The organism is Synechococcus sp. H55.8, assembly GCF_047462375.1.
GTDB lineage: Bacteria > Cyanobacteriota > Cyanobacteriia > Thermostichales > Thermostichaceae > Thermostichus.
Map to the genome: position 1 here is coordinate 56,715 of NZ_JANSJC010000006.1, position 21,611 is coordinate 78,325.

Below are 21,611 nucleotides of genomic sequence, written 5' to 3' on the forward strand. Positions count from 1 at the left end.
CTCTTAGGTAAGGACTAGGTAACGACGTCTGGCTGCTGCCGACCCGTGCGGGCGCGAATCTGGGCAAGGTGATCGGCCAGTTGAATCTGCTCGGCCAGGGCCACCTGGGGATCCAAGCCATGCCGGGCGGGATCCAGCTCCAGTCGCTCTAGGTATACCCGCAGAGTGGCCCCTTGGGTGCCCGTTCCCGAGAGACGGTAAATAACACGGGATCCATCTTCAAAGCCGATGCGGATCCCTTGGTTACGGGTGGTGCTGCCGTCCACGGGATCGGTATAGCTGAAGTTGTCGGCATAGGTCACCCTGTGGGATCCCAAACGCTGGCCCACCCACCCGGGCAGGGAGCGCTGCAGGTTTTCCATAAGGGCCTCGGCCACTTCCACCGGCAGGCCCTCGTAGTCGTGGCGGGAGTAGACGTTGCGTCCGTAGATGTGCCAATGTTCCTCCACGATCTGCCGCACCGGCTGCCGTCGGACGGCCAGAATGTTCAGCCAAAACAGGACGGCCCAGAGCCCATCTTTTTCGCGGATGTGGTGGGATCCGGTGCCGAAGCTCTCTTCCCCGCAGAGGGTCACTTTGCCGGCATCCAATAGGTTGCCGAAGAATTTCCAGCCGGTGGGGGTTTCGTAGCAAGGGATCCCCAACTTGGCTGCCACCCGATCCGCCGCTTGGCTGGTGGGCATGGAGCGGGCAATTCCCACCAAGCCCTCCCGGTAGCCGGGCACCAGGTGGGCATTGGCTGCCAGCACGGCCAAGCTGTCGCTGGGGGTGACGTAGAATTGGCGGCCCAGGATGAGGTTGCGATCCCCATCCCCATCGGAGGCCGCCCCGAAGTCCGGCCCGTCTTCCCGAAACAGCAGCTCCAGCAATGAGCGGGCATGCACCGGGTTGGGATCCGGGTGTCCGCCGCCAAAATCCGGCAGGGGCTGCCCGTTGAGCACGCTGCCCTCTGGCGCTCCCAAGGATCCCTGCAAAATGGCGCGAGCATAGGGGCCGGTGACGGCGTGCATGGCGTCGAAGGCGATACGGATCCCAGAGGCCAGGTAGTCGCGGATGGCGTCGAAATCGAACAGGCGCTGCATCAGGCCCAAGTAATCGGCCACCGGGTCGATGACGGACACCGTCAGGGATCCCAGCCGTTGCTCGCCCAAGCACTCCAGATCGACATCGGCAGCTTCCAGGATGCGGTACTCCCGGATCTGCTGGGTACGAGCGTAAATGGCCTCGGTCAGCTTCTCCGGGGCAGGGCCGCCGTTGCCGATGTTGTACTTGATGCCGAAGTCCCCTTCTGGGCCGCCGGGGTTGTGGCTGGCCGAGAGAATGATCCCCCCATAGGCCCCGTATTTGCGGATGAGACAGGAGACCGCCGGCGTGGAGAGGATCCCTCCCTGCCCCACCAGTACCCGCCCCATGCCGTTGGCCGCCGCCATCTTGAGCAGAACCTGAATGGCCTCCCGGTTGTGGTAGCGGCCATCTCCTCCCACCACCAGAGTTTGGCCGGCGGATCCCTCGAGGACATCAAAAATGGATTGGAGGAAGTTTTCCAGGTAATGGGGCTGCTGAAACACGGGCACCGGCTTGCGCAGCCCAGAAGTGCCGGGTTTTTGGCCAGGGAAGGGAGTTGTGGGAACGATGCGCAGGCTCATAGGCTGCCGGAAATGCTGCTTGCCCTTCTACTATCTCATCTATCTCCCCCTTGGGCGGGGTTCGGGCGCAGAGTCCTTTCCCCTCCTCCACTTGATGGATGGGATCGAGCTCAGTTTTCAATCGCCTGGCTTAACCACCCACTCCACCGGCGTTTTGCTGGGATCGGGCAACTTCAGCGAGAACAGCCCCGCCGCCAAGATCAACAGGGTAGAAAACCAAAGGCAGCCCACCAAGCCATAAAGCTGGAAGAGGATCCCGGAGGTCACCGTCCCCAGCAGGCGCCCACCGGAATTGGCCATGTAGTAAAAGCCCACGTTGAGGGCGACATCGTCATCTTCTGTATAGGCCAACACCAGGTAGGAGTGCACCGCCGAGTTGAAGGCGAAGACGATCCCAAAGAGGATGAGGCCGCCGGTCACCACCCATTCCGGCGGCAGGCCGGCCATAAAGGCGGTGGCAATGAGCGCCGGCACTGCCGTCAAGGTCAACGTCCAGATCTGAATGGTGCGGGCCTTGGGCGCGCGGCCCGGGCGCCCTCCCCCCAACAGTTGCGGCGCTACAAACTGAATAAAGCCATAGCCGATAACCCAGATGGCCATGTAGCTGCCCACCTGCATAAACGTCCAGCCCAGCTCGTCGTAGAGGAACACCGGCAGGGCCACCACAAACCACACATCCCGCGACCCAAACAGGAAAAAGCGGGCCGCCGAGAGAAGGTTGATCTCTTTGCTCTTGGAAAAGAGGCGCTTGAAGGGGATCTTGGCCTTGACCTTGCCCATATCCGCCGGCAGCAGCGCCCCGGAGCAGAAGATCAAAGCCAGCGCCCCCGCCTGCACGAAGTTGGCCATGCGGAAGCCCAGGGGATCCCCGTAGATCTCGGTGAAGATCTGCAGCAGGGCCGCCCCCACAAAGAACCCCACCCCCTTGAGGGCGTTCTTGGATCCCGTCAGCATGGCCACCCAGCGGAACAGGCGGGACTCGGCCTCCTTGGGCACCACCAGGCGGATGGCGCTTTTGGAACTCATCTTGGTGAGATCCTTGGCGATCCCGGCCAGAGCCTGGGCCGTCATTACGTAGGCCACCTGGCCCCAGATCGGCCACTGCAGGTTGATCACCCCCAGCATCACCAGGCCGAAGATCTGAATGGCAATGCCCCCGTACAGGGTGAGCCGCAGGCCAAACAGGGATCCAATCCAGCCGCCCAGAAAGTTGGTGATCACCCCGAAGATCTCGTAGAAGAGAAACAGCATGGCAATCTGAATCGGGGTGAAGCCCAACTTGTGGAAGTGCAGCAGCACCAACATGCGGATGGCGCCGTCGGTGACGGTAAAGCCCCAGTAGGCGGCGGTTACCAGGGCATAGTTGCGCACGGCGGCAGCTTGGGCGCTCGAGACAGAAGTCATGGGCAGGCCTCCAAGGGAGATGTTTTTATAAACTGAGAGCCACTTTGCGGGCCAATTCCGCCATGCGGTTGGCGTAGCCCCATTCGTTGTCGTACCAGGCCAGGATCTTCACCTGGGTGCCGTCCACCACCATGGTCGAGGGGGCATCCACAATGCTGGAGCGGGGATCCCCCTTGAAATCCACCGAGACGAGGGGCAGCTCCTCATAGCCGAGGATGCCCTTGAGTTCCCCCTCGGCTGCAGTCTTCAAGAGGTGATTGACTTCTTCCACGCTGGTGGGCCGCCTCACCTCGAACACCGCGTCGGTCAAAGAGGCATTCAGCAGGGGCACGCGCACTGCAAGGCCGTTGAGCTTGCCGTTGAGCTCAGGGTAGATGAGGCCGATGGCCTTAGCCGAGCCGGTGGTGGTGGGCACCAAAGACAGCAGAGCCGAGCGCGCCCGCCGCAAATCCTTGTGCGGGGCATCCACCATACTTTGGGTGTTGGTGACGTCGTGGACGGTGGTGATCACCCCGTGTAGGATGCCGATCCCCTCGTGGATGACCTTCACCAAGGGGGCCAGGCAGTTGGTGGTGCAGGAGGCGGCTGTGAGCAAATGGTGGCGGCCCGGATCGTAGAGGTGGTCGTTGATGCCCATGACGATGTTGAGGGCCGCCTCATCCTGGACGGGGGCAGCCACAATGACCTTGCGCACCCCCGCTTTGAAGTAGGCGTCCAGTTCTGCCGCCTTGACAAATTTGCCTGAGCACTCCAGCACCAGGTCGATCCCCAAATCGGCCCAGGGGACTTCGCCAGGAGATTTGTACTCGCTGAAGGTGAGGGCTTTGTCTTGGATGCGCAGCCCTTGGCCGGATGCCTCGATGTCGATGTTCCAGCGGCCCTGCACCGAGTCGAACTTGAGCAGGTGAGCTGCGGTGGCAGGCCCGCCTTTGATCTCGTTGATGTGGGCAAATTCCAGCTCCGGCCAGCCCCAAGCCGCCCGCAACACCAACCGTCCGATGCGGCCAAAACCGTTGATGCCCACCCGCACTGCCATGTTGATTGATCCCAAAATCGTTCAGTAGGGATCCCGCCTTTTCAAATGAAGATCCCGCCTCGACATTACCAGAACGCCCCACTCATTTCAAGACAAGTTGATGGAACCCACAAGGGATCCGCTGGGGTGGTGGGCATCGACAACAGGGTTCCTCCCCCAGCCGTTTTACATCAAATAAACGGTTGCGCCCAACCCGGCAAGCGGTGACCTAAGCTGGGAAAAGTCGTGCGTTTCTGGATGTGCCCTCGCCGCCTCAGCCTTCTGTGCCGGATGACTTTCCTCCCCTCCCCCCGCCCCCTCCCCGCTCTCCGGCCTTGAGGGTGGTGGAAACAGCTTTTTTGGCCAGCACCGCCGCTTTGATCTGGATCTTGAGCTACACGCCGCTGGCTCCCTTTATGCGTCTGTTTTTCCCCATTCCGGTGGCGCTGGCGGTGATGCGCTGGGATCCCCGCACCGGGGCGATGGCCCTGGTGGTCTCCGCCCTGTTGCTGACAGTGCTGATGGGGCCCACGCGCAGCATTCTCTACGTCATTCCCTATGGCCTGCTGGGCTACGGGTGTGCCCGCCTCTGGCAGCAGCGCTTCTCTTGGTATGTCTCGGTAGCCAGCGGCGCTGCCCTCAGCGCTTTCGGCCTGGTTTTCCAGTTGTTGCTCTCCTCCCTGCTGGTGGGGGAAAACCTCTGGACTTACGTGACCATCCAACTCACCGGCCTGACCAACTGGCTGCTGGATGTGTCCCTGGCCAGACTAGGGGTGTACTGGGTGGCGGAACCCTGGATGGTTCAGGTGGTGGTGGTGGCATTCATCGCCTTTAACTCCCTCATCTATGTGTTCACGGTGCATCTGGTGGCCGCTCTGGTGATGGAGCATTTCCGCTGCCCGCTGCCGCCGCCACCGAAGTGGGTGCAATTTTTGCTGGATTAGCAGCCTCCCATACTTCTGAGATGGCCGCTGTCATGAGATAGACTTGTAAGCCCTACTCTTTTGGCCTTCCGTCCTGTTGCTGACTCCTATGAATCCCCTGCCCCCGCCCGCTCACCCCTACCAGTTCCGTGCCTTGGGCCTGATCAAGGGATCCCTAAAAGCGATCCCCAAGACCTATGCGCAGGCGATGTTGGTTGCCAGCGATGGCGTGGAGTATCCGGCCACCCCTGGCCGCGCCGAGCTGCTGCGTCCTTTCACCCACTGCATCGAGAGCGGCCACACCTACTGGTACTACGTGCAGCCACAGCCGCGGTCGGGAGGCGCCCTAGGTCTGAGCGTCATCCGCATTCTGGCTCTGCCGGAAGAGGAGGCAGATCCAGAGCTGGAGGATGAGCCTTTTTTGCCTGCCCCCGAAGATGCAGAGGAGGGCTTCAACATTCGCGGCATCGTCGAGCCCCACGATGGCTTTGTTGAGATAACCGTGCGGCGCAAGCCCCAAGGGAACAAGCAATTTCCGCCCTTACAACTGCGCTTGGAGGGGTTTTTGCCAGGAGCTGTTGCGGGCGAGTTTTGGGATCTGTTAGCGGAGCGGGAGGGCCATGAGCTGCTGCTGGTGGATGGCAGCCGCCTCTTGACAGCAGTAGCCCAGCCTCAGAACCCCTCAGAATCGTGACGTCCTCCCGTCACTGACCGCAAGGAAAGTTAAAATTTTCAAAACAAAGAGTTTCCTGACTGATGGTGTCTGCTGCCGGCTTGTCCCAACGGGTCGCCCATCTATCCTCGTCCCCCACGTTGTCCATTACAGCTCTGGCCAAAGCCATGCAGGCAGAGGGTGTGGATGTGTGTAGCTTGAGCGCCGGCGAGCCGGACTTCGATACACCTGAGCACATTCGGGCGGCGGCCATCCGCGCCCTGGAAGAGGGCAAAACCCGCTACGGCCCCACCGCCGGGATCCCCGCCCTGCGCCAGGCGGTGGCGGACAAGTTGCGGCGAGAAAACGGCTTGGACTACAGCCCCGACCAGATCCTGATTAGCAACGGCGGCAAGCAAACCCTGTTTAACCTGGCCATGGTACTCCTGGATCCCAGCGACGAGGTGATCCTGCCCGTCCCCTACTGGGTCAGCTATCCCGAGATGGTGGCTTTGGCGGGGGCCAAGGTGGTGCGGGTGCAGACAGAAGAGGCTCAGGGGTTCAAACTCACCGCCGCCCAACTGCGCCAGGCCCTCACCCCCCGCAGCAAGTTGCTCATCCTCAACTCGCCGGCCAACCCCACCGGCGCCGTTTACCATCGGCAGGAGCTGGCAGCCTTGGCCGAGGTGATCCTGTCTGTCCCCCATCTGTATGTGGTCTGCGACGAGATCTACGAAAAGCTGATTTACGGACAAGCCTGCCACATCAGCCTGGGATCCCTTTGCCCTGACTTGGTGCCACGAGTGATCCTCAGCAGCGGCTTTGCCAAAGCCTATGCCATGACCGGCTGGCGGGTGGGCTACTTGGCCGGGCCCAAGCCCATCATCGACGCCGCCATCAACCTGCAAAGCCACAGCACCTCCAATGTCTGCACCTTTGCCCAGTACGGCGCCCTGGAAGCCCTGACCAGCCCCCTGTCGGCAGCGGCGGTGGAAAAAATGCGGCGAGAATTTTGGCAGCGGCGGGATCTGATGCTGGAGGGGATCCGCGCTCTGCCGGGAGTGACTTGTCCAGAGCCGGAGGGCGCCTTTTATGTGTTTGTCAACATCGGCCAAACCGGGCTAAGTTCGGTGGAGTTCTGCCAACGGCTGCTCCAAGAACATCACGTCGCCGCCGTGCCGGGCCTGGCCTTCGGGGCAGATGCCTACATCCGCCTTTCCTATGCCGCCGATCGCGCCACCCTGGAAAAAGGGCTGCAGCGGCTGCACCGGTTTGTGTCTTCCCTTTGAGGATCCAATTTGAGGATTGATAAAGAGCTGATCCAGCGGATGGATCCCTGCAGGCCGTCCTCAGCCGCGCAATCCCTATCTAAGGTGTAAACACTATTGCTTAACCCTAGCTATAGTGTTAGGGGATGGGCTACGAGGGGGATAACGCATGTCTGGCAGAACGGCGCTTGTCATCACCGTCGCCTGCTTGAGTGGGGGATCCGGAAAGACCACAGCCGCCCTCAACTTGGCCATCATGCTGGCAGAGCACGGCAAGACCTTGGCCGTCGATTTTGATCCGCAGGGCAACCTGAGCCAGTGGCTGGGCTGGACAGATTTGTCGGAGTCGGCCACCATTGCCGAGACGATTTTGCCAGGGGCGGATCGGGTTCACATTCGGGAGATCATTCGTCCGCCGCTGAATGAGGATCGCCAGGAGCGGCTGTGGCTGGCCCCCAGCGACTACAGCCTGTCGCGAGCGATGGACGCGATTGTGATGGAGCCGGGGCGGGAGCTGTTTTTGAAGCGGGCTTTGCGACCGATTTTGTCGGAGTATGACTTTTTGGTCATCGACAGTCCCCCCTCGAAAGGGCTGCTCACCTACAACAGCATTCTCAGCGCCGATCTGTTGGTGGTGCCGACGGAATGCACCCAAAAAGGGGTGATGGGGGCCCTGAGTACCCTGGTGCTGCTGAAGGAATTGGGGGAGCTGGATTTTCAGGTGCCCAAGTTTCTGGGGGTGCTCCCCACCCGGGAGCAATGGGTGGGCAACAACCGCACCAAAATGTCGCGGGCAGCGGTGGAAGCCCTGGCGGAAATGATGCAAGGGATCCCCATTTTTACCCCGGTGCGGCAAAGCACGGTGGTGCAGCAAACCAACAGTATGGGCTGGTCGTTGGCAGAGGCCGGAGAAGAGGTTTTGGCCCAACCTTATCGCGAGATCCTTGAGGTGGTGTTGAGGTCTCGCTAAGATGGCTACCACCAAAAAGCCCCCCAAGAAAAAATTGCCCACTGGCCCTACCAAGGCCGATCTGCTCTCGCGCATGGGGGTGAATAAACAGCCAGAGCTGCCCGAACCTGTGCCTGTCGATTGCGTGGATGCTCCGCACCGTCCCAAAGACAACAAAGAGACACAGCCTCTGGATCTGCCTCGCCCTGGGGCAGTGGGTGTCGAGCCGGAGCAATCTCCCGTGGCCTCGCCCCGTCAGGGCTGTGCTGCCACAACCCCGCCAGAGGCAGAGCGGATCCCTCTTTTGGCCGATGCACCCTTCCCACCTGAAGCGCCTTCTCTGGGTGGAGATCTTGACGTGGATCCTCTGCCCGTCCTGTCGCCGGCTCCGGTCGAGCAGGTCAACCCGGCCAAATGGGCTACGCTGCCGACTGAAGGGCAAGCCGAGCTTCTGCCCCCTGCCACCACCTGTACCGGCGATGGAGTTCACCAAAACGGTGCCGCCAAGCCAGCGGATCCCCGCGAGGCCCTCGATGCCCAACTGGGCCTGCAAAAGCTCACCCTCAAATGGTCTATCAAGAGAGTACAAAAGCTGGGATCCCTGCAAAGCACCACCGGGCTGCCGGGCGAGATTTTGCTGGAAGTCCTGCTGGATCATTGGGAACGACTGCCCAAAGCATTGCAACAAGAGTGCCTGCTGCAGGCCCACCGCATTCGCGTGGAACGGCTGGTGGTCAGCCAAAACTTCACCATCGCCACCATTGAGCAACTGCTGAGCAACTGTTGAACGAGACCCATTGATCCCGATCCGCTCGGGTGGGAATTCCGCTCCAAAGGATCCCTGTCCTCGAGTGCCAGGCAACGGTAGAACCAAGTCCTGTGCTACGGTCAGAGTAGGTTACCCCCAGCTTTTCAGCCTGTGCTCCCTCCCCCGCTAGCGGACGGCCATCCCAGCCTTTTTCATTTCTACTCCTCGCTAGAGCTCTCCATCGTCTGCGAAGCAACAGCAGGGCCGCAAGGGGAGTGCCATCGCTATTTTTTAAGGGTCGCGTAGCGTCAGCGCGCTGTGAGACGAGCGGGTTTTGATTGGAGCAGTAACTTTTCATGAAAGCAGTAGATTTGGCCAACGCTATCCAGCAACGGCGCACCTTTGCCATTATTTCTCACCCCGATGCCGGGAAAACCACGCTTACGGAAAAGCTTTTGTTGTACGGGGGGGCGATTCAAGAAGCGGGGGCTGTAAAGGCCCGCCGCGCCCAAAAGCGGGTTACCTCCGACTGGATGGAGCTGGAAAGGCAGCGGGGCATTTCCATTACCTCGACCGTGTTGCAGTTTGACTACCGCAACATTCGCCTCAACTTGCTCGATACTCCCGGCCACCAAGACTTCAGCGAAGATACCTACCGCACCCTGGCGGCGGCTGATAACGCTGTGATGCTGGAAGATGCCGGCAAAGGGCTAGAACCCCAGACCCGCAAGCTGTTTGAAGTCTGTCAACTGCGGAAGTTGCCGATTTTTACCTTCATCAACAAGATGGATCGCCCCAGCCGGGATCCCTTGGAGCTAATGGACGAAATTGAGACTGAGCTCGGCCTCAAGCCCTATCCTGTAACCTGGCCGATTGGCTCAGGGGAGCGCTTTACAGCTTTGTTTGACCGACGCACGCAGGAGTTTCATTTCTTTGAGCGGGTCTCGCGGGGACGGCTGCGGGCCAAAGAAATGGTCATCAAGCTGGGGGATCCGCAAATTGAAGACTTGGTTGAAAAAGATCTCTATTACCAATTCAAAGAAGAGCTGGAGCTGTTGGATGGCCTCATGCCCAGCTTGGATCTCAAGCAGGTTCATGCTGGCAAGCAAACGCCGGTCTTTTTCGGCAGCGCCATGACCAATTTTGGGGTGGAGCTGTTTCTCAATGCGTTTCTGGAGTATTCTCTACCGCCAATGCCCCACGAGAGCACGGCAGGGCTGATCCCACCCGAACATCCTGAGTTTACCGGCTTTGTCTTTAAGCTGCAGGCCAATATGGATCCCCGCCACCGGGATCGCCTTGCTTTTGTGCGCATCTGCTCCGGCAGGTTCGAGAAGGACATGGTGGTCAACCATGCCCGCCTCAACCGCCCCATCCGCCTCTCCTATCCCCAAAAATTGTTTGCTCAAGAGCGCATCTCCATCGATGAAGCCTATCCTGGCGATGTCATCGGCCTCAACAACCCCGGCATCTTCAGGATTGGGGATACCCTCTACACCGGCCCGAAGTTGCGCTACGCCGGGATCCCCAGCTTTTCGCCGGAGCTGTTTGCCTATTTAAAAAATCCCAACCCCTCCAAGTTTAAGCAGTTCCAGAAAGGGGTATCAGAGCTGCAGGAAGAGGGAGCGGTGCAGATGATGTACTCCCTCGACGAGTCCAAACGGGATCCGATTGTGGCCGCAGTGGGCCAGTTGCAGTTTGAGGTGCTGCAGTACCGCCTGGAACATGAGTACAACGTCGAAACCCGGCTGGAGATGCTGCCCTACACGCTGGCCCGCTGGGTAGAGAATGGCTGGGAAGTTCTGGAGAACATCCCCAGCCTGTTTAACACCCTTATCGTCAAAGACATTCAAGATAGGCCCGTTCTCCTCTTTAAAAACGAGTGGACCTTGCAGCAATTCATCAGCAGCAACCCCAAAATCAAGCTGAGCAAAATCGCCCCCCTTGAGGATCTCAGTCCAGAGTCCAATGGCAGCCTGTAGAGGCATCCTAAAGAACTCTCCTCCCATCCGATGGTCTGACCGCAGCCCTGTCCATCTAGCCTTGACACTCTTAATTTTCTGGGCAAGCTGCTTGGACGCGGATCCCAGATTTTTGTAACCCAGGCGACTCAGCCATGTCTTTTTCCTCAAGTGCCGGATCGGATCCCTACTGCTTGGAAGCGGCTGCCAGTGCCGAGGCACCGCTTTGCGACCGCTCGTTGTGGGGGCTGGATCCCCAGGCCATTTTTTTGAATCACGGCTCTTTCGGTGCGACCCCGAAAAAGGTGTTGCAGGCCCAAAGTGCTTGGCAAGAACGCCTAGAGGCCCAGCCGGTGCAGTTTATGGGGGAAGAGCTGCCGCGGGCTTTGCGGGCGGCGGCGGCAGAGCTGGCCCAGTTTGTCGGGGCCGAACCGGAAAATCTCGTGTTTGTGGAAAATGCCACTGGCGGCATCAACACGGTGTTGCGCTCGCTGTCGTTTCGGCCAGGGGATCAGATTGCCTGTACCAACCATGGCTACGGGGCTGTCCGCCAGGCGTTGCGCTATGTCTGTGAACGCTGGGGGGCCGTGCTGGCGGAAGCGCAGATCCCCTTCCCCATTGCGGGGCCGGAGCAGGTTCTGGCAGCGTTTGCAGCCATTCTCACCCCCCAGACTCGGCTGGCGGTCGTGGATCACCTCACCTCGCCCACGGCCCTGATCTACCCCTTGGCGGAGCTTGTTGGCCTCTGTCGGCAGCACGGGATCCCGGTCTTGGTGGACGGGGCCCATGCGCCGGGGGTTCTCCCGTTGGAGTTGGAAAGCCTAGGAGCCGATTGGTACACCGGCAACGCCCACAAGTGGCTGTTTGCCCCCAAAGGCTGTGCCTTTCTGTGGGCGGCCCCCCACCGCCAGGCCCAAACCCATCCCCTGGCCATCTCCCACGGCTATGGGCAAGGGTTCACAGCCGAGTTCGACTGGGTGGGCACCCGCGATCCCAGCGCTTGGCTGGCCATCTCGGCAGCCCTGGCCTTCATCCGGGAGCTGGGGGTGGAGAGGCTGCGCCAGCACAACCACACGCTGCTGCTGCAGGCGCGGCAGTTGCTCTTGGAAAAACTGGAAGGGATCCCACCCGCCCCTGAGAAGATGTTGGGCTTCATGGCGACCCTGCCCTTGCCACCCTTCTGGCAACAGTGGATCCCGGAGCTGCCCTTGGCGGAGCGGGCCCGCCGCCTGCACGACTACCTCTGGCAGATGCACCGCATCGAAGTTCCCATCATTCCCTTTGCCGGCCAGCTTTGGGTGCGCATCTCGGCCCAGGTTTACAACCATTTGGCTGAGTACGAACAGTTGGCGCTGGCCTTGCAGCGGTTGCCGAAGTGATGTGCGCCCTCACCCCCAACCCCTCTCCCAGAAGGAGAGGGGAGATGGGGTTGAGAAAGAGTTTTGCTGTTCTATCCGCCCTGGGTTTGGGCTGCCGGGAAAGTTCGGCTAGAGTCAGATCAGTAGCTGCGTTCACTTCTTGCTCGGATCCCCATGCTCTCTCCGGCTGCCATGCAAGCCCATCTAGGCCCCATCGATCTGGATCGCCTGCTCACGCCTGAGATCCAGCGGCCAGCCCGCTACTTGGGGAAAGAATTCGGCGCCGCCCACCGCCCCTGGGACTCGGCGCGGGTGCGTTGGGTGCTGAGCTACCCGGAGCTGTACGAGGTGGGGGCTTCCAACCTAGGCCACATCATTCTCTACAACATCCTCAACGCCCAGCCGGATCAGTTGTGCGACCGCACCTATCTGCCAGGCCCGGATTTGGCGGCCCGGATGCGGCAGTTGCGGATCCCGCTGTTTGCCGTAGAATCGCGCCGCCCCTTGCGCGCTTTCCATATTATCGGCTTCAGCCTGGCCTACGAGCTGGGGGGCACCAACATCTTAGAGATGCTGGATCTGGCCGGGATCCCGCTCAAATGGTGGGAACGGCAAGCCTTCACCCCGCAAGAGTGTCCCCTGATCTTTGCCGGTGGGCCGACCGCCACCTCCAACCCAGAGCCCTTTGCCGACTTTTTTGACTTCTTCGTCTTTGGGGATGGGGAAGAGGTACTGCCGGAGATCGGCCAGGTCTTGGCCGGATCCCTGCACAAGCCCCGCCGAGAAGTGCTCTTGGAATTGGCCCAGGTGCCGGGGGTGTACGTGCCCCAGTTTTACGAGGGGATCCCGCCCCGACCCATCGTGCCCGGCGTGCCGGAGCGTATTCGCCGCCGCGTAGCGCTGCCCCAACCCCAATACGCTGTCGGCCTGGTGCCCTTGGTGGAGACCGTCCACGACCGCCTGGTGATGGAAGTGCGGCGGGGCTGTACCCGCGGCTGTCGCTTTTGCCAACCCGGCATGCTCACCCGTCCAGCCCGCGATGTGGAGCCGGAAGCAGTAGTGGAAGCGGTGGTGCAGGGCCTGCGCAAAACCGGCTACAACGAATTTTCCCTCTCCTCCCTCAGTTGCTCCGACTACCTTTCCCTGCCGGCGGTGGGGGCCGAGCTGCACAACCGTCTCCTTGGCCAGCAGGTTGCGCTCTCGCTGCCCAGCCAACGGGTGGATCGCTTCGATGGGCAAATTGCCGCCATCATGAAGGGATCCCGCCGCTCGGGGCTGACTTTTGCCCCAGAAGCCGGTACCCAACGGCTGCGGGACATTATCAACAAGGGCCTCACCGACGCCGACCTGATTCGCGGCATCCGCACCGCCGTCCAAGAGGGCTGGGACAAAATTAAGCTTTATTTCATGATTGGCCTGCCCGGCGAGACCGACGCCGATGTGCTGGGGATCGCCCGCACGGTCGAGATGCTGCAGCGGGAGTGCGCTGCCCTGGGCCGCAAGCGGGTGGAATTTACCCTCACCCTCTCCAACTTCACGCCCAAGCCCCACACCCCCTTCCAGTGGCACCGGGTAGACTACGCCGACGTGCAGCGCAAGCAGGGCCTGCTGCAAAAAGAGCTGCGGCGGCTGCGGGGGGTCAAGGCCCACTTCACGGATATCCGCTTCAGCATCCTAGAAGACTTTATCGGCAAGGGGGATCGCTCCCTGGGCCGCATGATCGAGCAGGCCTGGCGGGCCGGCGCCGGCCTGGACGCCTGGTGGGAAAACATCGACGCCGCCTATGCCGCCTGGGTGAAGGCCTACTGCGGCGAAGCCGTGGATCCCAGCGCCGATCCGGTCGCCCTCTGCGCCCATCTCCCCATGCGCGAGCTGGGTTTGGAGGATCCCTTGCCCTGGGATCACATCGATACCGGCATCGACAAAAAATGGCTGCAGAAAGACTACCACCGCGCCCTGGAAGCCATCACGGTGGAAGATTGTTCCTTTGAGAAGTGCTCCGCCTGCGGCATCTGCGGCCCCGGCTTTGGCCACAACATCGTTATCCCGCCCCCGCCCGTCCCGCCCCTGCAAAGCCGGCCCACCCCCACCCCGGATCCCCTGGAGCCGCAGCCGCCCGCCCAGCGCTTCCGCATCACCTACGGCAAAACCGGGGATCTGCGCTGGCTGGGCCACCTGGATCTGATGCGGCTGTGGGAACGGGCTTGTCGGCGAGCGGGGCTACCTCTGGCCTTCAGCGGCGGCTACCACCCCATGCCCCGCCTGGCCAACGCCAACGCCCTACCCATTGGCCAGGAAGGCTATGGAGAGATCCTCGATCTGGAGTTGCTGGAGCGGCCTGAGGGGCCCGTCACCCCTGAGGAACTGCGCGCCCTTCTGAGCGAACAACTGCCCCCTGAACTCTCCATCCGAGCCATCCAAGCGATCGGCCTGCGGGATCCCTCGGCCACCGAAGCCGTCTATGCTGCCGAATATCAGCTCACTGTAAGTTGCGAGTCGCCCACTGCCGACTGGCCGGCCTGGGTCACCCAGATCCTGGATGCGCGCGAGATCTGGATTGAGAAACGCTCCAAGTCGGGCAAATCCGCTCCCTTCAATGCCCGTGCCCTGCTCTACTACCTGGAGTTTCAGGGCTTGGCCCCCGACGGCAGCGCCCACCTTCTCTACCGCGGCAGTTGCCGCAACGACGGCGCCTACCTACGGCCCAACCAACTGGTGCAAATGGCCGAGTCCCTGGGGTTGCCCTGCTGGACGTTGCAGACGGCCAAGCGGCTGCGCCTGTTGTGGGAACACCCCCTGTCCGATCAGGATTAAGGATTTCCCAGGGGAGCAGCCCAGCTGTTGAGATCCGGTCGCAGCAGCGTTGCGCGGCAAAATGGCCAAGTGCCTATCTGGGCTGAGGGATCCCACAAGCGCTATAATGCTGCTACTACTGGCTCCTGCCGCTGTGGGGCTTGCCGAGCATCAACCTGACCGAAGGCGGAGCGAGCAGCAGGCAAAGGTTGGGCCGGGTTTTGGAATGGAGACACTCTTAGCTCAGTACCCGGGGCAAGTAACAGGCACGGCGGGGTCAAACCATAGGTGAACAGAGGGATCTGACCGTTTGACCTAGCCCGGGCTATATCTTAACCCTGAGAAGGTGCTTCTTTCCACGTGCAAACCCCGTCTTGTTGTTGGCTCAGGCTGGGGTCGCACAATTGGGGTTCTGCAAGGAGCCAGCGTCCCATCTCCCGAGGCGGAGCCGTCATGCTTACTGAGCCTGTCGATTGAGCCCATCCATGAATCTCCATGCAAACCTCACCCCATTCATGCATCTCCACCGATGAGCTTTCGTTGCAAGCAGCAGAAGCCCCGCGCTGGACTCGCCAGGGCCAGCATCGGGTAGTTCACCTGAACTTAACTCGCCTCACCCCTTGGATGAGGAAGCTAATCGGTTCTATTCCGTCAGAGCAGAGCTTAGGGTAATAGACAACTCCATGATGAGTCGATCTTGGTTAAAGAAACTTGAGCGGATCCCGGCCAAAGGACGACGCCTCGCCCGAATGAGGGTTCAGTCCGCAACCGCGTGCCCTTGGGGCGGGGAGGAGGGTTAATGCCCAGGCAGATCGTCATTGCCGAGCAACATCGAGTGGCAGCCGTCTTCGCCGAAGACCAAGTGCAGGAGCTGATCGTCGCCAGCGGCGCTCACCAAGTGGGGGATGTTTACGTCGGGATCATCGAGAACGTTCTGCCCAGCATTGATGCCGCTTTTGTCAACATCGGCCCCGCCGAACGCAATGGCTTTATCCATGTCAGCGACCTAGGCCCGCTGCGCCTCAAACGCAACCATGCCTCCATCTCCGAGTTGGTCTTGCCCCAGCAAAAGGTGCTGGTGCAGGTGATGAAAGAGCCCACCGGCAACAAAGGGCCAAGGCTAACCGGAGATTTGGCCTTTCCAGGGCGGTATTTGGTGTTGCGGCCCTACGGCAAAGGCGTTCACCTGTCCCGGCGCATCGAGGATCGGGAAGAACGCAACCGTTTGAAATCCCTGGCTATCTTAATTAAACCTCCGCAGATGGGCCTGCTGGTACGTACCGAAGCGGAGGGGGTATCCGAAGAGGCGATAATCGACGACCTGGAGCAGTTGAAAAAGCTCTGGGAAGATATTCAACAGCAGTATCAGGCGGCACGGGAGCCAGGCCTGCTCAGCCGGGACGATGATTTCATTCAGCGGGTGCTGCGGGATGTCTACTCGGAGGACGTGAACCGCATTGTTACCGACTCTGTTGCTGGCGCAAAGCGGGTGCGCAGCTATCTGCAAGGTTGGAACAAGGGCCAGATGCCGCCTGGCGTCGTGGTCGATGCCCACCGCGAGCCCACCCCCATCCTGGAGTATTTCCGGGTCAATGCGGTCATTCGCCAGGCGTTGCGGCCTCGGGTGGATCTGCCCTCCGGTGGCTACATCGTCATCGAGCCCACCGAGGCCCTGACGGTGATCGACGTCAACTCCGGCTCTTTCACCCAATCGGCCACCTCCCGCGAGACGGTGCTGTGGACCAATTGCGAGGCCGCCACCGAGATCGCCCGCCAATTGAGACTGCGCAACATTGCCGGTGTGATCGTGGTGGATTTTATCGATATGGATTCCCGCCGCGACCAGTTGCTGGTTTTGGAGCACTTCAACAAGGCCCTCTCCAGCGACAAAGCTCGCCCCCAGGTGGCCCAACTCTCGGAATTGGGTCTGGTGGAGCTGACCCGCAAACGGCAGGGGCAAAGCCTTTACGAGATCTTCGGCCATTCTTGCCCCACCTGCGAGGGGCTGGGGATCCTGGCCCGTCTGCCAGGGGCGGAGCCGGGACGGCTGCTGACCGTCGAAAGTGGCCTGACTGTAACACTGCCCAGCGAGGCGGAGGAAGGGGATGAGGAAGAGGCTGGCCCGATCCTGCCCCGCGATGGCAACGCCCAACGGGCCCGTCTGCGAGTCGGGAGCGATGGGTTGTCTCGAGGCGATAGTCGCGCGCTGCTGCGGCGGTCACGCTCTGCCCCCGGACAACGACGCCCCAGCCCGGATCCCTTTTCGCCCTTTGCTGCCTCAGTCGATCTGGAGGAGCCACGGGTTGAAACCGAACGCAAGCGCTCCCGCGAAGACTGGGGGGATCCCCGCACTAGCCAGCGCCTCGTTGTGCGCAGCACGGATACGCTTGCCGAAGAGGAAACCCCGGAGCCGCTTGGGGAGGATCCCCTGCAGGGGGGTGGAGCAGAGCCGAAGCGCCGCGAACCCCGCCGTTCTGGCCGCGCCGAGGAGGCAGAACCCACCCTACGCAAGAGCCACACTGCCCCGGCCCGAGCTGCTGGCGCCAGCGGGACGGAGTCCTCAGAAGGCCGTCCAGCTCCGCCACGGCAAACCATCACCGTGGAGATGACCCCGCTGCAACAACGGGTCTACTCGGAGTTGGGGCTATCGCCGCTGTTGCTTCTGGATCAGCCGCCACCTTGGGGCCGCGACCTGGCGGTTAGGGTGGTTCTGCCGGGAACTGTCAAGGCGGAAACCAGGCCAGAGACTGAGGCCACTGCTCAGTCGGAGGAGTGGGTGCCCGAAGCGGATGCCTTGCAGGAGAAGGAGCCGGTGGATAACCTTCCCCCACCCGAAATCCCCTCTGCTGAATCGTTCCCATCAGCGGTGGGGAGCACCTTGGCCGAGCCACCGGCGGAACAGGGGATCAGCCCTGCCCAGCAATCTCCGGCAGCCTCCAGGCGACGCCGCTCCCATAGCAGTTAGACCAGCCGGTTGAGCGCAGGAGCACGGTGGTCTGGTGGGTTGATGGCTCCAGGGCTGGCGTTGTGGGCAAGACGGCGAAGCCCAGTTTGGTTTGGGAGGGATCCCTTTGGCAACAGGGGATTCTCCGAGTGGCGGGGGTGGACGAGGTGGGGCGGGGGGCGCTGGCGGGGCCGGTGGTGGCAGCGGCGGTCATTTTGCCGGCCCAGATGGATCCCAAAACGCTGGAGGGAGTGAGGGATTGCAAACAACTGCGCCCGCCGCAGCGCACCCACTGGGCGGAGCGGATTCGCCAGGTGGCCCTGGCTGTGGGTATTGGCAGCGCCTCTGCCGCCGAGATCGACCAGCTCAACATTCGCCAGGCCACGCTGCTGGCCATGCAACGAGCGCTGGCGCAGGTGGGGGAAGTGGAGCACATCTTGCTGGATGGGTTGCCGTTGGCCGAGCTGGGATCCCGGCAGACGGCGCTGGTTAAAGGGGATCAGCTCAGCCTCTCCATCGCCGCCGCTTCCATCGTGGCCAAGGTCTGGCGGGATGCCCTGATGCAAAGCTGGGATCACCAGTACCCTGGCTACGGCTGGCGCACCAACGTGGGCTATGGCACGCAGGAGCACCGACTGGCGTTGCAAAACCTAGGGCCGACCCCGCAGCACCGCCGCAGCTTTTTCCCCTTGGCAGAAGGGAAAATCAGGCGATAAGATAGGTTATGCAATAGCGCTGCCCACGTAGCTCAGTGGACTAGAGCACTGGGTTCCGGTCCCAGGTGTCGGAGGTTCGAATCCTTTCGTGGGCGCTTCAAACGTACAGACGAGCCAAGTCCCTGCTGTAGGGCAGGGTGGGCATAACTTGCCATTGGGAACAGGAGCCAAAGCTGATTCAGGGGTGAACCACCCCATTGGCCTCAAACTCATATTCCTCAGGGGCGACCGGAACGCAGAGGGTTGATGGGCCAAACACTCGATCTCAAGGGCTTGCGGTCGGCTCTGGCAGCACGTAAACGGACTCCACCTGGCTCCCTGCTGCCGGCGCAGCCTGGATCGTGCCTTTTTCGATGTAATAGATGACCTTTTCTGCTTGCAACTGATTTTCCCCTTGGCGGATGGTGACCTGGCCCTCCAGCTCAATGCGTTGCTCCTGGCTGTAGTACACCGCTCTTTGGGCGCGGGCCGTGAGGCGCTCGGCAGGGAAGCTGAGGGTGACGTTGCCAGTGGCTATAAACACCCCCGTATTGGCATTGGCCTCCTGAACATCAGCGCTAATGCTGATGGCGCGCGGATTTTGCCCCCAGGCCGGGCCGGGGATCGCAAGCGCCACCACCACACCCATCGACCAGCCCAGCTCCCTCAGCCGGCCCAAAACCTTGCGATCGAGGTTGATCCCCAGTGCCATCCCATCACCTTGTCAAACCACCCCAGCAGCCAGTCTAGCCTGGGATCCCGGATCCCTTCTGACGGGGCAACGTGTTAATCGCTTCCATTTCCCCCCTTGGGCAGCCCTTGGGCCAGTTGCTTTTCCAGCTCGCTGACCCGCTGCAGTAACTGGCGGTTGGTTTCCAGCAGCTCCCGGGCTTGGCTGTTGAGATAGGGATCCGATTCCCACCAGTTGATCCCGATCTCCTTGGCCTTGTCCACCGAAGAGATCAACAGCCGGATGCGGACATTGAGCAGCTCCACATTGCCCACCGAAACGGTGATGTCTCCAGCAATAACAATGCCCTTATCCAGCACCCGCTCCAACACGTCGGCTAGCGAGGAGCCGTGAGTGGCCGTATTCAAGGGTTGAGAGCTAATCGGCACAGGGTTCATCGACCTCCAGAGCGCACCCACAGGCAGAAGACCTAGCCAGGCAGTTGGTCTAGCAGATAATTCAGCAACTGGGATCCCTCTTCATAGCGCTTGCCGGCCCGGGGCAACAGCACGTCGGCACACAAAGCGCGAAAGTCGGCATTGTCTTTGCTCACCGCCAGCTCGTGCTCCTTGACGATCCGCCCGATCATCAGACAACTGCGCAGGCTGGGGTGGCGGGTCAAATCCAGCTTGCGGCGAAAAGCCCGCACAATGTGCACGATCTTGAGCGCATCGGGGGCAGATAGACCAATGCGGGCAGTGAGGATCTCTTTTTCGGTCTCGATGTCCGGTTCCCCCATATCGATGGTGATCATCCGATCCAGCAGCGCATCTTGGGCCTTGTGAACCCCGGTGTATTCCTCTGGGTTAGAGGTAAAGATGGCCCGGAACTGGGGATGCACCCGCAGATATTCGGAGCGGTTGCTATCTGGCGGCAACACCAGCAGCCTCTCTTCCAAAGCGCTCAGGAGGGCGTTGTTGGCCTCAGGGCGGGAGCGGTTGAACTCGTCGTAGATGAGGGTAAAGCCCTCGCGGCAGGCCAAGGTGAGGCGGGCATCCACCCAGCGCTGCCGCACGTCTTCTTCCATTTTCACCACCGAGTGGATGAAATTATCCACCACCCGCCGATGGGTAAAGCCGGTGCGCCCGCCGATCAGGTCGGAAGAATCGAAGCGATCATCGCCGTAGATCAGCATGATGGGACGGCCCAGCAGGCTGGCCAGATGCATCGCCAGGGTAGTCTTGCCCGTGCCCGAAGGCCCCCGCAGATGCACCGCAAAACCCGATTGCAGATAGCGCAAAGCGCGGCGGGTAATCCGCTCGATGTAAGGAGTGTTCACAAATTGGCGGGGACGCGCCTGCAGAACCGTGGCCATAGCAATACCCAACTCTCAATTGCCTTGACGCTCTTGCCTTGACTATAGCCGCAACGGTCTTTTTGCGCTCCTAGGGACTGCGCTGGGCTCAGACCACAACCGTCGCTGACACCATACGCCGCAAGGTGGCCAAGATTTCCGAGGGATCCACCCCCAGATCCACTGCACCGCGGGCCAGCAGATCCCGCACCCGCTCCCGATCCCCGATCACCTGCAGCAACGTGACATCGGGATCCTGCGCTTGCAGGCTGGCCACATAGTCGTTGACGTAGGCCACGATGGGATCCGGCTCAGGGAAGGGCTCGGGCGGAACTGGCGGAGGTTCAGGTGGTGTCACAGGAGGAGGGGCTGTGTTGTCTGAGACTGGAACTACAGGCTCTGGTTGGGTAACCTCAGTCGAAATCGTTGTTGCAGCTTTGACCGAGCTCTCAGGCGGCTTATCACCCTCTTCAGATTCCTCAAGATCTGGGACAATGGGCCGATCCCCTGGGATCCCATTCCCCCACACCTGCTCGTGCAACGCCTTGCGGAAAGCTGTCAAAGCCTGCCGCAGAGCCTGGGCCTCTGCCCGCTGTTCTTGAGCAATCTGAGCCAGCTCCTGCTGCGCCAGTTGCCGCAAAGCTTGTACCCGTTGCCGCAACTCAGTATAGAAAGCCTGCCGCACTTGTCGGGTTTGGTTGGCCATGGCCTGCCGCGCCTGGGCACAGGTGCTCAGCAAGCTCTCCGCGGTCGCTGTCAAGTTGGCTTGAAAAGTCTGTAGCTCCTGCTGCTGGGCCTGCGATTGGGCGGCTCGTTCTTGGGCCATGCGAGAGAGAAGCTCCGCCACCGTTTTAGCCCGCTGCGCCGCAGCCGCCATGCGAGAATGCTCGTCCAAGGCTCGCTGCGCCGCCCGGCTCTGCTCCAGGTTGCGCAGTTGGCTGCGGGTTTGTTCTCTCTGCTGCCGTATTGCCTCTTGTCGTTCCTGGCAACGTTGTCTCAGCTCGGCCATCAGAGCGCGGTGCTGCTCCAGGCGCTGCTGCCGGGATCCGCTTAACAAACTTTGATTTTGAGCCGCCCGTTGATTACGGGCTACGACCCACTGTTCCTGCAAACTCATGGTGTGCAATCCCCCTACGTCCTTCTCAATGCCTGGGCGAATGCAGTTCTCCGCTTTTTCCCAACTCGCTCTCCACCAGCACGGCCTGTAGCTCAACACCACCGCCCAACTCGA

General features: G+C 61.2%; 17 protein-coding genes and 1 tRNA gene. 11 read left to right on the plus strand and 7 right to left on the minus strand.

Going from position 1 to position 21,611, the window contains the following annotated elements; all coding sequences use genetic code 11:
* Positions 1 to 14 precede the first annotated feature (14 nt).
* The 3 genes from NW862_RS04280 to NW862_RS04290 all read right to left on the minus strand — a co-directional run bounded on the left by NW862_RS04280 (position 15) and on the right by NW862_RS04290 (position 4,086).
* The gene (locus NW862_RS04280) at positions 15 to 1,646 is read right to left on the minus strand and encodes an alpha-D-glucose phosphate-specific phosphoglucomutase (RefSeq protein WP_414333096.1); all 1,632 of its coding nucleotides are present in this window, start codon (positions 1,644 to 1,646) and stop codon (positions 15 to 17) included.
* Between the two features lie 117 nt (positions 1,647 to 1,763).
* Complete coding sequence (gene arsJ / locus NW862_RS04285; protein ID WP_414426952.1) at positions 1,764 to 3,050, minus strand: organoarsenical effux MFS transporter ArsJ; 1,287 nt, start codon at positions 3,048 to 3,050, stop codon at positions 1,764 to 1,766.
* 25 nt (positions 3,051 to 3,075) lie between these two features.
* On the minus strand, positions 3,076 to 4,086 hold the full coding sequence (locus tag NW862_RS04290) for an ArsJ-associated glyceraldehyde-3-phosphate dehydrogenase (protein WP_414333099.1): 1,011 nt from the start codon (positions 4,084 to 4,086) through the stop codon (positions 3,076 to 3,078).
* Positions 4,087 to 4,409: 323 nt separating this feature from the next.
* Between NW862_RS04290 and NW862_RS04295 the strand changes: the two genes are divergently transcribed.
* The 11 genes from NW862_RS04295 (at position 4,410) to NW862_RS04345 (ending at position 18,472) form a co-directional block, all read left to right on the plus strand.
* Positions 4,410 to 5,009, plus strand: coding sequence for a DUF2232 domain-containing protein (locus tag NW862_RS04295; RefSeq protein ID WP_414341522.1), 600 nt, complete (start codon positions 4,410 to 4,412; stop codon positions 5,007 to 5,009).
* 88 nt (positions 5,010 to 5,097) lie between these two features.
* Positions 5,098 to 5,682: a hypothetical protein gene (locus NW862_RS04300; RefSeq protein ID WP_414347827.1), complete on the plus strand. Its 585-nt coding sequence runs from the start codon at positions 5,098 to 5,100 to the stop codon at positions 5,680 to 5,682.
* A gap of 62 nt (positions 5,683 to 5,744) precedes the next feature.
* The gene (locus NW862_RS04305; protein ID WP_414334453.1) at positions 5,745 to 6,929 is read left to right on the plus strand and encodes a pyridoxal phosphate-dependent aminotransferase; all 1,185 of its coding nucleotides are present in this window, start codon (positions 5,745 to 5,747) and stop codon (positions 6,927 to 6,929) included.
* 148 nt (positions 6,930 to 7,077) lie between these two features.
* Positions 7,078 to 7,878: a ParA family protein gene (locus tag NW862_RS04310; protein ID WP_414347824.1), complete on the plus strand. Its 801-nt coding sequence runs from the start codon at positions 7,078 to 7,080 to the stop codon at positions 7,876 to 7,878.
* A 1-nt stretch (position 7,879) separates the two neighbouring features.
* Positions 7,880 to 8,644: a hypothetical protein gene (locus NW862_RS04315; protein WP_414347822.1), complete on the plus strand. Its 765-nt coding sequence runs from the start codon at positions 7,880 to 7,882 to the stop codon at positions 8,642 to 8,644.
* A gap of 317 nt (positions 8,645 to 8,961) precedes the next feature.
* Positions 8,962 to 10,587 carry a peptide chain release factor 3 gene (locus tag NW862_RS04320; RefSeq protein WP_414334458.1) on the plus strand — a complete coding sequence of 542 codons (1,626 nt, stop codon included), beginning with the start codon at positions 8,962 to 8,964 and terminating at the stop codon, positions 10,585 to 10,587.
* 134 nt (positions 10,588 to 10,721) lie between these two features.
* Entirely contained in the window at positions 10,722 to 11,945 is a 1,224-nt protein-coding gene (locus NW862_RS04325; RefSeq protein ID WP_414426953.1) for an aminotransferase class V-fold PLP-dependent enzyme, read from the plus strand.
* A gap of 153 nt (positions 11,946 to 12,098) precedes the next feature.
* Positions 12,099 to 14,738, plus strand: coding sequence for a TIGR03960 family B12-binding radical SAM protein (locus tag NW862_RS04330; protein ID WP_414347820.1), 2,640 nt, complete (start codon positions 12,099 to 12,101; stop codon positions 14,736 to 14,738).
* 778 nt (positions 14,739 to 15,516) lie between these two features.
* On the plus strand, positions 15,517 to 17,682 hold the full coding sequence (locus NW862_RS04335; protein WP_414347819.1) for an Rne/Rng family ribonuclease: 2,166 nt from the start codon (positions 15,517 to 15,519) through the stop codon (positions 17,680 to 17,682).
* 62 nt (positions 17,683 to 17,744) lie between these two features.
* Positions 17,745 to 18,377: a ribonuclease HII gene (locus NW862_RS04340; RefSeq protein WP_414334483.1), complete on the plus strand. Its 633-nt coding sequence runs from the start codon at positions 17,745 to 17,747 to the stop codon at positions 18,375 to 18,377.
* Between the two features lie 21 nt (positions 18,378 to 18,398).
* Positions 18,399 to 18,472: transfer RNA gene (locus NW862_RS04345), tRNA-Arg, on the plus strand.
* A 170-nt stretch (positions 18,473 to 18,642) separates the two neighbouring features.
* Here NW862_RS04345 and NW862_RS04350 read toward each other — a convergent pair.
* From NW862_RS04350 to gvpC, 4 genes are all read right to left on the minus strand, one after another.
* Entirely contained in the window at positions 18,643 to 19,068 is a 426-nt protein-coding gene (locus NW862_RS04350) for an LptA/OstA family protein (RefSeq protein WP_414334466.1), read from the minus strand.
* A 74-nt stretch (positions 19,069 to 19,142) separates the two neighbouring features.
* Positions 19,143 to 19,475, minus strand: a complete 333-nt coding sequence (locus NW862_RS04355) for a gas vesicle protein (protein WP_414334484.1) — start codon at positions 19,473 to 19,475, stop codon at positions 19,143 to 19,145.
* 41 nt (positions 19,476 to 19,516) lie between these two features.
* Complete coding sequence (gene gvpN, locus NW862_RS04360) at positions 19,517 to 20,401, minus strand: gas vesicle protein GvpN (protein WP_414334468.1); 885 nt, start codon at positions 20,399 to 20,401, stop codon at positions 19,517 to 19,519.
* Positions 20,402 to 20,489: 88 nt separating this feature from the next.
* The gene (gene gvpC / locus NW862_RS04365) at positions 20,490 to 21,497 is read right to left on the minus strand and encodes a gas vesicle protein GvpC (RefSeq protein ID WP_414426954.1); all 1,008 of its coding nucleotides are present in this window, start codon (positions 21,495 to 21,497) and stop codon (positions 20,490 to 20,492) included.
* Between the last annotated feature and the right edge of the window lie 114 nt (positions 21,498 to 21,611).

What these genes read in the sequence shown, in the direction of transcription:
- NW862_RS04320 (WP_414334458.1), top strand. Translation starts at nt 8,962, where the DNA reads ATGAAAGCAGTAGATTTGGCCAACGCTATCCAGCAACGGCGCACCTTT.
- NW862_RS04325 (WP_414426953.1), top strand. Translation starts at nt 10,722, where the DNA reads ATGTCTTTTTCCTCAAGTGCCGGATCGGATCCCTACTGCTTGGAAGCG.
- NW862_RS04300 (WP_414347827.1), top strand. Translation starts at nt 5,098, where the DNA reads ATGAATCCCCTGCCCCCGCCCGCTCACCCCTACCAGTTCCGTGCCTTG.
- NW862_RS04290 (WP_414333099.1), bottom strand. Translation starts at nt 4,086, where the DNA reads ATGGCAGTGCGGGTGGGCATCAACGGTTTTGGCCGCATCGGACGGTTG.
- NW862_RS04330 (WP_414347820.1), top strand. Translation starts at nt 12,099, where the DNA reads ATGCTCTCTCCGGCTGCCATGCAAGCCCATCTAGGCCCCATCGATCTG.
- arsJ (WP_414426952.1), bottom strand. Translation starts at nt 3,050, where the DNA reads ATGACTTCTGTCTCGAGCGCCCAAGCTGCCGCCGTGCGCAACTATGCC.
- gvpC (WP_414426954.1), bottom strand. Translation starts at nt 21,497, where the DNA reads ATGAGTTTGCAGGAACAGTGGGTCGTAGCCCGTAATCAACGGGCGGCT.
- NW862_RS04350 (WP_414334466.1), bottom strand. Translation starts at nt 19,068, where the DNA reads ATGGCACTGGGGATCAACCTCGATCGCAAGGTTTTGGGCCGGCTGAGG.
- NW862_RS04280 (WP_414333096.1), bottom strand. Translation starts at nt 1,646, where the DNA reads ATGAGCCTGCGCATCGTTCCCACAACTCCCTTCCCTGGCCAAAAACCC.
- NW862_RS04315 (WP_414347822.1), top strand. Translation starts at nt 7,880, where the DNA reads ATGGCTACCACCAAAAAGCCCCCCAAGAAAAAATTGCCCACTGGCCCT.
- NW862_RS04310 (WP_414347824.1), top strand. Translation starts at nt 7,078, where the DNA reads ATGTCTGGCAGAACGGCGCTTGTCATCACCGTCGCCTGCTTGAGTGGG.
- NW862_RS04335 (WP_414347819.1), top strand. Translation starts at nt 15,517, where the DNA reads ATGCCCAGGCAGATCGTCATTGCCGAGCAACATCGAGTGGCAGCCGTC.
- NW862_RS04305 (WP_414334453.1), top strand. Translation starts at nt 5,745, where the DNA reads ATGGTGTCTGCTGCCGGCTTGTCCCAACGGGTCGCCCATCTATCCTCG.
- gvpN (WP_414334468.1), bottom strand. Translation starts at nt 20,401, where the DNA reads ATGGCCACGGTTCTGCAGGCGCGTCCCCGCCAATTTGTGAACACTCCT.